Source organism: Derxia lacustris (assembly GCF_002105195.1).
GTDB lineage: Bacteria > Pseudomonadota > Gammaproteobacteria > Burkholderiales > Burkholderiaceae_E > Derxia > Derxia lacustris.
Genome location: NZ_MUHU01000039.1, coordinates 1 through 7,021, shown reverse-complemented (window position 1 = coordinate 7,021; position 7,021 = coordinate 1). Strand labels below are relative to the sequence as shown.

Here is a 7,021-nt window from a genome sequence, read left to right as displayed (position 1 = left end):
CGACCGGCCCGAGCTGCGCGCCGCCGTGACCCAGGCGGTGCGCCTGTACGAATGCCAGACCAGCGGCGACGAGGAAGTGGTGGCCGAGCAGGAGTTCGAGTTCAAGCTGGAATGAGCGCCGGGCCGTGCCCGCAACGCATGAAAAGGCCCGGCGATCCCGGGCCTTTTTCACATTTCCGGCATCGAGTGGCGAGCTGGCGACGAACAGAAATCCGCGCCTGACAAACGGGAAACGGTCGCAACAAGGCATTCAGAATCCGGCGCCTCGGACCACGCACACATGCTTGGCAGTCGGTGCAGCGCGGTCGCTCCTCCAAGGAATCGCCCATGCCGCGCCTTCGTCCCGTGGCCGCTGCGCTCGCCGCGCTCGGCCTTGCCGCCCTGCCCTCAGCCGTCGTCGCGCAACTGGCGCTCGACCGGGTGGAAGTCACCGGTTCCAGCCTCAAGCGCAGCGTCGGCAGCGAGGGCGTCGCGCCGGTGCTGGTGATCGGCAGCGAGGAGATCGCGCGGCGCGGCCAGACCACGGTCGAGGAAGTGCTGCGGTCGCTCACGCTGAACACCGGCAACAGCTTCAACGAGAGCTATACCAACAGCTTCGCGCCGGGCGCCGGCGGGATTGCGCTGCGCGGCCTGAGCCAGAAGAACACGCTGGTGCTGCTCAACGGCCGGCGCGTCGCGCCCTACGGATTTGCGCAGAACCTGCAGGACCTGTTCGCCGACCTGAATGCGATCCCGCTCAGCGCGGTCGACCGCATCGAGGTGCTCAAGGACGGCGCGTCGGCGATCTACGGCTCGGATGCGGTGGCCGGCGTGGTCAACATCATCCTCAAGCGCAATGTGCAGGGCGGCGTGCTGGCGGCGAGCGGCGGCCTGTCGAGCCGCGGCGACGGCTTCGAGAGCCAGGCCTCGCTCGGCTACGGCTTTGGCTCGCTGGCGGCCGACGGCTACAACCTGAGCCTGACCGGCAGCTATCTGCACCGCGACGAGCTGCTGGCCTCGCGCCGTGGGCTGACCAGGACCATGGACTACCGCGACCGCGGCGGCTTCAGCAACTGGCGCACCGCCGGCGCCTACGACACCGATCCGGGCACGGCCTTCGCGGGCTGCGGCGGCAGCATCAAGGGCAGCGTCATTCCCGGCAGCGATCTGGGCCGCGACGGCACGGCCTGCGGCTACAACCCGGCCGGCTATCTCGACCTGATGCCGGCGGCCGACCGCCATCAGCTGGTCGCCAACGGTGAACTGCGGCTCGGCGGCGGCGTGACCGCCTTCGGCGATCTGCTCATGAGCCACGGCATCACGCAGCAGAGCTATGTGCCGGCCAACCTCAACGGCGGTTCGGTCGCCTTCGACCCGGCGACCGGCGGCGTGCGTTCGGTAAGCAATCTGCTGCCGGTCGGCAACCCCGGCAATCCCTTCGGCACGCCGGTCGGCATCAGCTATGCGTTCCAGGAACTGGGTCCGCGCGGCGACGAGATCGCCAGCAATTTCTGGCGTCTGAACACCGGCCTGCGCGGCCTGCATGCCGGCTGGGACTGGGAAGCCGCCGCCGCGCACAGCAGCAGCCGGGTGACGATGCGCAGCTTCAACCGGCTCGATGCCGTGGCGCTGGAGCGTGCGATCGCCGACGGCTCGTACAACTTTGCCGATCCGGCGCTGACGCCGGCCGCCAGCGCGGCGCTGCGCATCGATCCGCGCCGCGATGCGGTCTCGCAGCTCGACAGCGCCGGCTTCAAGGCCTCGACCGAGGCGGCCCAGCTGCCGGCCGGGCCGCTCGGGCTGGCGCTCGGCGTCGACTTCCGGCGCGAGGCGCTGCTCGACCGCCCGGACGCGGCGCTGCGCCAGGGGCGGGTCGTCGGCCTGGGCTCGACCGCCACCGACGCCGCGCGCAACGTCTGGGCCGGCTATGGCGAGCTGGCGCTGCCGCTGCTGCGCACACTCGAAGCCACGCTCGCCGCGCGCTACGACCGCTACAGCGACTTCGGCTCGGCGTTCTCGCCCAAGGCCGGCCTGCGCTGGCAGCCGAGCGAGACGGCGCTGTTCCGCAGCACGCTGTCGAAGGGCTTTCGCGCGCCCACGCTGACCGAGAACGCGCATGGCGGCAGCTCGACCTTCTTCACCTACGTGGTGGATCCGCATGCACCCGATCCGACGGCGGCCGGCGGCAGCTCGCCGCAATGGGCCGACAGCTCGGTCGTGCTCACCGGCAATCCCCAGCTCAAGCCCGAGAAGACCCGCACCTGGACCCTCGGCACGGTGCTCACGCTCGATGCCGCGACCACGCTGTCGGTCGACTACTACCGGCTGCACCAGTCCAACGTGGTCAGCTTCGACAGCTTCGGCTACATGCTGGCCAATCCCGACCAGTACCCGGGCCAGATCGTGCGCGATGCCGACGGCCGCCTGCTCAGCCTGATCGTGCCCTACCGCAATCTGGTGGCGCTCGATACCGCCGGCGTCGATGTGCAGCTCGACCGGCGCTGGCGCCTGGGCAGCCTGGGCCAGCTCGACTGGAACGTCAGCTTCACCCAGGTGTTCGACTACAAGACGCCGCTGGCCGCCGACGCGCCGGCCAGCCAGCTCATCGGCCGCAACGACAACTACGTGGCCCTGCCGCGCAACCGGCTCAACAGCGCCCTCAGCTGGAGCCGCGAGGCGTGGAGCGGCACGCTCGCCAGCTACTACATCCACGGCTACGACCAGGTGCACAACGGCGACGAGAGCGTGACCCGGGTCGCCAGCAATACCGAGTTCGACTTCACGCTCGCCTACACCGGCGTGCCGGGCCTGCGGCTGCAGGCCAGCGTGCACAACCTGTTCGACCGCATGCCGCCCTGGGACGCGAGCCAGGGCGACCTGCCCTACGACCTGTCGGTCTACAACGCGCGCGGCCGCTACTTTCGCGCCGGTGCCAGCTACCGGTTCTGAGGCTCAGGCGCCGACCGGCGCATGCCGCAGCGCGGGCGCTGGCGCATCGGCATAGCGCTGCGCCAGCGCCGGATACAGCGGCGGCCCGAACAGCCGCGACACGGCGGTGGCCAGCGCCGCCGCCGCCATCAGCGACAGCACCATGCCGTGGTTGTCGATCATCTCCATCACGATGACGAAGGCTGTCATCGGCGACTGCGTGACCGCCGCGAGAAACGCCACCATGCACAGCGCCCCGAGCGCGCCCGGCCCCAGCCCCGGAAACAGCGCCGACAGCTCGGCGCCGATGCCCGCGCCGACCGCCAGCGACGGCGCGAACAGCCCGCCCGGCACGCCGCTCAGGAACGACACCAGATTGGCCAGCAGCTTGGCCGGCGCATAGATCCAGCCCGCGCCCGCCTCGCCCGCCAGCAGCGCGCGCGCCTCGTGATAGCCGCTGCCGAACACGCTGCCGCCGGCCAGCGCGCCGAGCAGCGCCAGCGCCAGCCCGCACAGCGCCGCGAACAGCACCGGCCGCTCCAGCCGCAGCGCCAGCAGCCGCGCCGGCATCCAGCGCGCGCTGTGCAGCAGCAGCCACGAAAAGCCGCCGCCCGCCACGCCGCACAGGCCGGCCGCGATCGCCACCGGCAGCAGCATTTCCAGCCCCGGATCACCGGCCGAGATGCGCCCGAAATACACATAGTTGCCCTGGAAGCCGAGCGCCACCACGCCGGCCAGGATGACGGCCGCGATGGTCGCGCCGTTGGTGCGGTGCTCGAAGCTGCGCGCCAGCTCCTCGATGGCGAACACCACGCCCGCGAGCGGCGCGTTGAAGGCCGCCGCCACGCCGGCCGCGCCGCCCGCCGCCACGAAATGCCGCATCGCGCCCATCGACACGCCGCCGCTGCCGGCCGCCGCGCGCAGTTGCAGCACCTTCCACGCGACCGCCGCGCCCACCTGCACCGACGGCCCCTCGCGCCCGGCCGAGAAGCCGCCGAGCAGCGCACCGCAGCCCAGGCCGATCTTGCCGAGCAGCACGCGCCAGTCGAGCAGCCGCGCGGCGGTGGCGGCGCTGGGCGAGTCGAGCGCCGCGATCACCTGCGGGATGCCGCTGCCCTCGGCGCCGGCGCTGTAGCGGCGCGTGGCCCAGACCACGCCCGCGCCCACCGCCGGCGACAGCACGAAGGGCACCCAGCCGCCCCAGGCCTGCGCATGCCGGAAGCCCTCGAATGCGGCATCGGCCAGCCGCGCGAACAGCACCGCCGCGCCGCCCACGCCCAGCCCCGCGAGCCAGAGCAGCCCGAAGCGCCACCAGGCGCGACGCAGGGTGCGGAAGAAGCGGTCGGGATGAATCGCGCGTGGGGTTCTGGGCAGCATGTGGCGATGATCGCGCGCGATGGGACAATCGCGCGATGAACACGCAACAAGACCCCAAGCCGCCCGAGGGCGCCGCCAACTCCGATGCCACCGATCCGCGTCTCGACGCCGTCGCCGGCGACGAAGCCCGCCCGCACCAGATCGGCGACGCCGATGTCATCGCCGCCATGCGGCGCTGGCTGGAGCGCGCCGTCATCGGCCTCAACCTCTGCCCCTTCGCCAAGTCGGTGTACGTGCGCAACCAGGTGCGCATCGTCGTCAGCGAAGCGCGCAATGCCGAGGACTGGTTCGCCGAATTCGAGCACGAGGTGGAACTGCTGCTCGCCACCGACGCCGCCGAAGTCGACACCACGCTGCTCGTGCATCCCAAGCTGCTGCGCGACTTCATGGACTTCAACGAGTTCGTGAGCATTGCCGAGGACCGGCTCGGCGAGCTGGAACTCGACGGCGTGCTGCAGGTGGCCAGCTTCCATCCGCGCTTCCAGTTCGAGGGCACGGCGCCCGACGAGATCGGCAACTACACCAACCGCGCGCCCTTCCCCACGCTGCATCTGCTGCGCGAGGCCAGCCTCGACCGCGCCATCGAATCGATGCCCGATACCGACGAGATCTGGAAACGCAACGTCGCCACGATGGATTCGCTCGGCTACGACGGCTGGAACGCACTGTGGAACGACGACCCCGAGGGCGCGCACTGATGAGCGACACCAACACTCCGCAGGACCCCGACGCGCCGGTGCGCGTCTCCAAGCTGATGGCCGGACGCGGCATGTGCTCGCGCCGCGAGGCCGACAGCTATATCGAACAGGGCTGGGTGATGGTCGACGGCCAGGTCGTCACCGAACTCGGCGTGCGCTGCCATCCGCAGGCCGAGATCGTGCTCAAGACCGAGGGCCGGGCGCGCCAGCAGTCGCTCGTCACCTTTTTGCTGCACAAGCCGATCGGCTATGTGTCGGGTCAGGCCGAGGACGGTTACAAGCCGGCGTCGATCCTGCTCGACGGCCCGACGCAATGGGAAGGCGACCGCAGCGGCGTGCGCTTCGCGATGAGCCAGCTCAAGGGCCTGGCGCCGGCCGGCCGGCTCGACATCGATTCGCAGGGGCTGCTGGTGCTGACGCAGGACGGCCGGATCGCGCGCCAGCTCATCGGCGAGGACAGCGGCATCGAGAAGGAATACCTCGTGCGCGTCAGCGGCCGGCTCGACGAGCGCGGGCTGGCGCTGCTCAACCACGGGCTGGCGCTCGACGGCAAGCCGCTCAAGCCGGCCAAGGTCAGCTGGCAGAACGAGCATCAGCTGCGCTTCGTGCTGCGCGAGGGCAAGTACCGGCAGATTCGCCGCATGTGCGAGCTGGTGGGCCTGCGCGTCGAGGCGCTCAAGCGCGTGCGCATCGGCCAGATTCCGCTCGGCAACATCCCGCCCGGCGAGTGGCGCTTTCTGCTGCCGTTCGAGAAGTTCTAGCCGGCAGCGGTCGCCGCCAGACCGTCGGCGCCCGCCGGGGTTGCAATGTGAAATTATCACACGTAGATTTTGCGCAATCGACGATGCAATCCGGGCAACTTCTTCATGCTTCCTCAATTCTTTCCTGCGCTGCGCCGGGTGCTGCCCGGACGCGGCACGCCGCCGACGCTCGATGGCTGGCTGATCGCGGCGACGCTGGCGATGCCGGCACTGGCCGGGCTGACCGCGCTGTTCGGCAATCCGCCCTGCGATGACGGCCACCGGCCGCCGCCCGAGCTGCTGCGCTGGCTGGTGATCGGCCCGGTGGTCGAGGAATGCGCGCTGCGCGCCGGCCTGCAAAACCAGCTGCGCGAATTCTGGCCCGCTGCGGCACGGCGCTGGCGGCTGGACGTGTGGCTGACGAGTGCCGGCTATGCGGCGCTGCTGGCGACGCAGACGCGGCATCCGCCGGCCGGGCTGGCGGCGCTGGCCGTCGCGTCGCTGCTGATCGGGATGGTGCATGCGCGCGCCCGCGACCGCGCCGACGCCCAGGGCGGCGCGGCGCTGGCCGGGCTGGGCGCCGCCATCGGGCTGCACATGGGCTTCAACGCGCTGATGCTGCTCGGCTGCGGCATGCCGCCACCGCCGCTGCTGCCGGGCGGGCCGCACTGAGCCGCCGGGCTCGCATCACTTGTCGAACTTGACCTCGGTGGCGACCAGCGTGCCGCCGTCGCTGCCGAGCAGGCCCTTGATCTCGACATAGACGCCGAGCTTCAGGCTGGCGGCCGTGCCGTCGCTGAACTTCACGCTGCTGCCGCTCGCATCGACGGTCACGCCGCGCACCACGAAGCTGGCCGTGCTGACAAAGCGGGTGATGTTGCCGCGCAGCTCGAACTCCTGCGCCGCCACATCGTCGTCGGCCTTCACCTCGACCTCGGTCGCCACCAGCACGCCACTTTTGACCGCGCCGCCGACCTGTACCCGGTCGCCGTTGGCCAGCGCCGCGAGGCTGCCATCGCTGAAGACCGCGCCACTCGCGTCGACCGTCACGCCGGCCACCACGAACCGCGCCGAGCCGGCGGTGCGGCCCGACACCACGCCGTCGATTTCGAGCTTGTTGCCGTCCTTGCCGCTGCCGGTCGGGCTTTCGCCCGGGGCGCCGCCAAAGCCGTCGATGGCCTCGACCGCCGACGCGGTGAGCACGCCGCCGCTCGGCGCCAGCACCGCGCGCACCCGCAGCAGCGCGCCGACACTGACCGAGGTCAGATCGCGCAGGCTGGCGCCGGCATAGGCCACTGT

The 7,021-nt window shown here is 71.0% G+C and carries 6 protein-coding genes; 4 read left to right on the top strand and 2 right to left on the bottom strand.

Going from position 1 to position 7,021, the window contains the following annotated elements; genetic code table 11:
* Window positions 1-327: 327 nt before the first annotated feature.
* Window positions 328-2,928: a TonB-dependent receptor gene (locus B9P64_RS21495; RefSeq protein ID WP_085318158.1), complete on the top strand. Its 2,601-nt coding sequence runs from the start codon at window positions 328-330 to the stop codon at window positions 2,926-2,928.
* Between the two features lie 3 nt (window positions 2,929-2,931).
* Here B9P64_RS21495 and B9P64_RS21490 read toward each other — a convergent pair whose 3' ends face one another.
* On the bottom strand, window positions 2,932-4,284 hold the full coding sequence (locus B9P64_RS21490; RefSeq protein WP_085318157.1) for a chloride channel protein: 1,353 nt from the start codon (window positions 4,282-4,284) through the stop codon (window positions 2,932-2,934).
* Window positions 4,285-4,319: 35 nt separating this feature from the next.
* Here B9P64_RS21490 and B9P64_RS27115 point away from each other — a divergent pair, with 35 nt between their 5' ends.
* From B9P64_RS27115 to B9P64_RS21480, 3 genes are all read left to right on the top strand, one after another.
* On the top strand, window positions 4,320-4,982 hold the full coding sequence (locus B9P64_RS27115) for a DUF1415 domain-containing protein (protein WP_217808731.1): 663 nt from the start codon (window positions 4,320-4,322) through the stop codon (window positions 4,980-4,982).
* Window positions 4,982-5,743: a pseudouridine synthase gene (locus B9P64_RS27110; RefSeq protein WP_139826453.1), complete on the top strand. Its 762-nt coding sequence runs from the start codon at window positions 4,982-4,984 to the stop codon at window positions 5,741-5,743. The genes B9P64_RS27115 and B9P64_RS27110 overlap by 1 nt, the downstream gene beginning before the upstream one ends.
* Window positions 5,744-5,848: 105 nt before the next feature.
* Window positions 5,849-6,394 carry a CPBP family glutamic-type intramembrane protease gene (locus tag B9P64_RS21480; RefSeq protein WP_085318156.1) on the top strand — a complete coding sequence of 182 codons (546 nt, stop codon included), beginning with the start codon at window positions 5,849-5,851 and terminating at the stop codon, window positions 6,392-6,394.
* 15 nt (window positions 6,395-6,409) lie between these two features.
* Here B9P64_RS21480 and B9P64_RS25865 read toward each other — a convergent pair.
* Window positions 6,410-7,021 (bottom strand): DUF5666 domain-containing protein (locus tag B9P64_RS25865; protein ID WP_235840084.1); only part of this gene is annotated, 612 nt, incomplete at its 5' end.

What these genes read in the sequence shown, in the direction of transcription:
- B9P64_RS21490 (WP_085318157.1), bottom strand. Translation starts at nt 4,284, where the DNA reads ATGCTGCCCAGAACCCCACGCGCGATTCATCCCGACCGCTTCTTCCGC.
- B9P64_RS27110 (WP_139826453.1), top strand. Translation starts at nt 4,982, where the DNA reads ATGAGCGACACCAACACTCCGCAGGACCCCGACGCGCCGGTGCGCGTC.
- B9P64_RS27115 (WP_217808731.1), top strand. Translation starts at nt 4,320, where the DNA reads ATGAACACGCAACAAGACCCCAAGCCGCCCGAGGGCGCCGCCAACTCC.
- B9P64_RS21480 (WP_085318156.1), top strand. Translation starts at nt 5,849, where the DNA reads ATGCTTCCTCAATTCTTTCCTGCGCTGCGCCGGGTGCTGCCCGGACGC.
- B9P64_RS21495 (WP_085318158.1), top strand. Translation starts at nt 328, where the DNA reads ATGCCGCGCCTTCGTCCCGTGGCCGCTGCGCTCGCCGCGCTCGGCCTT.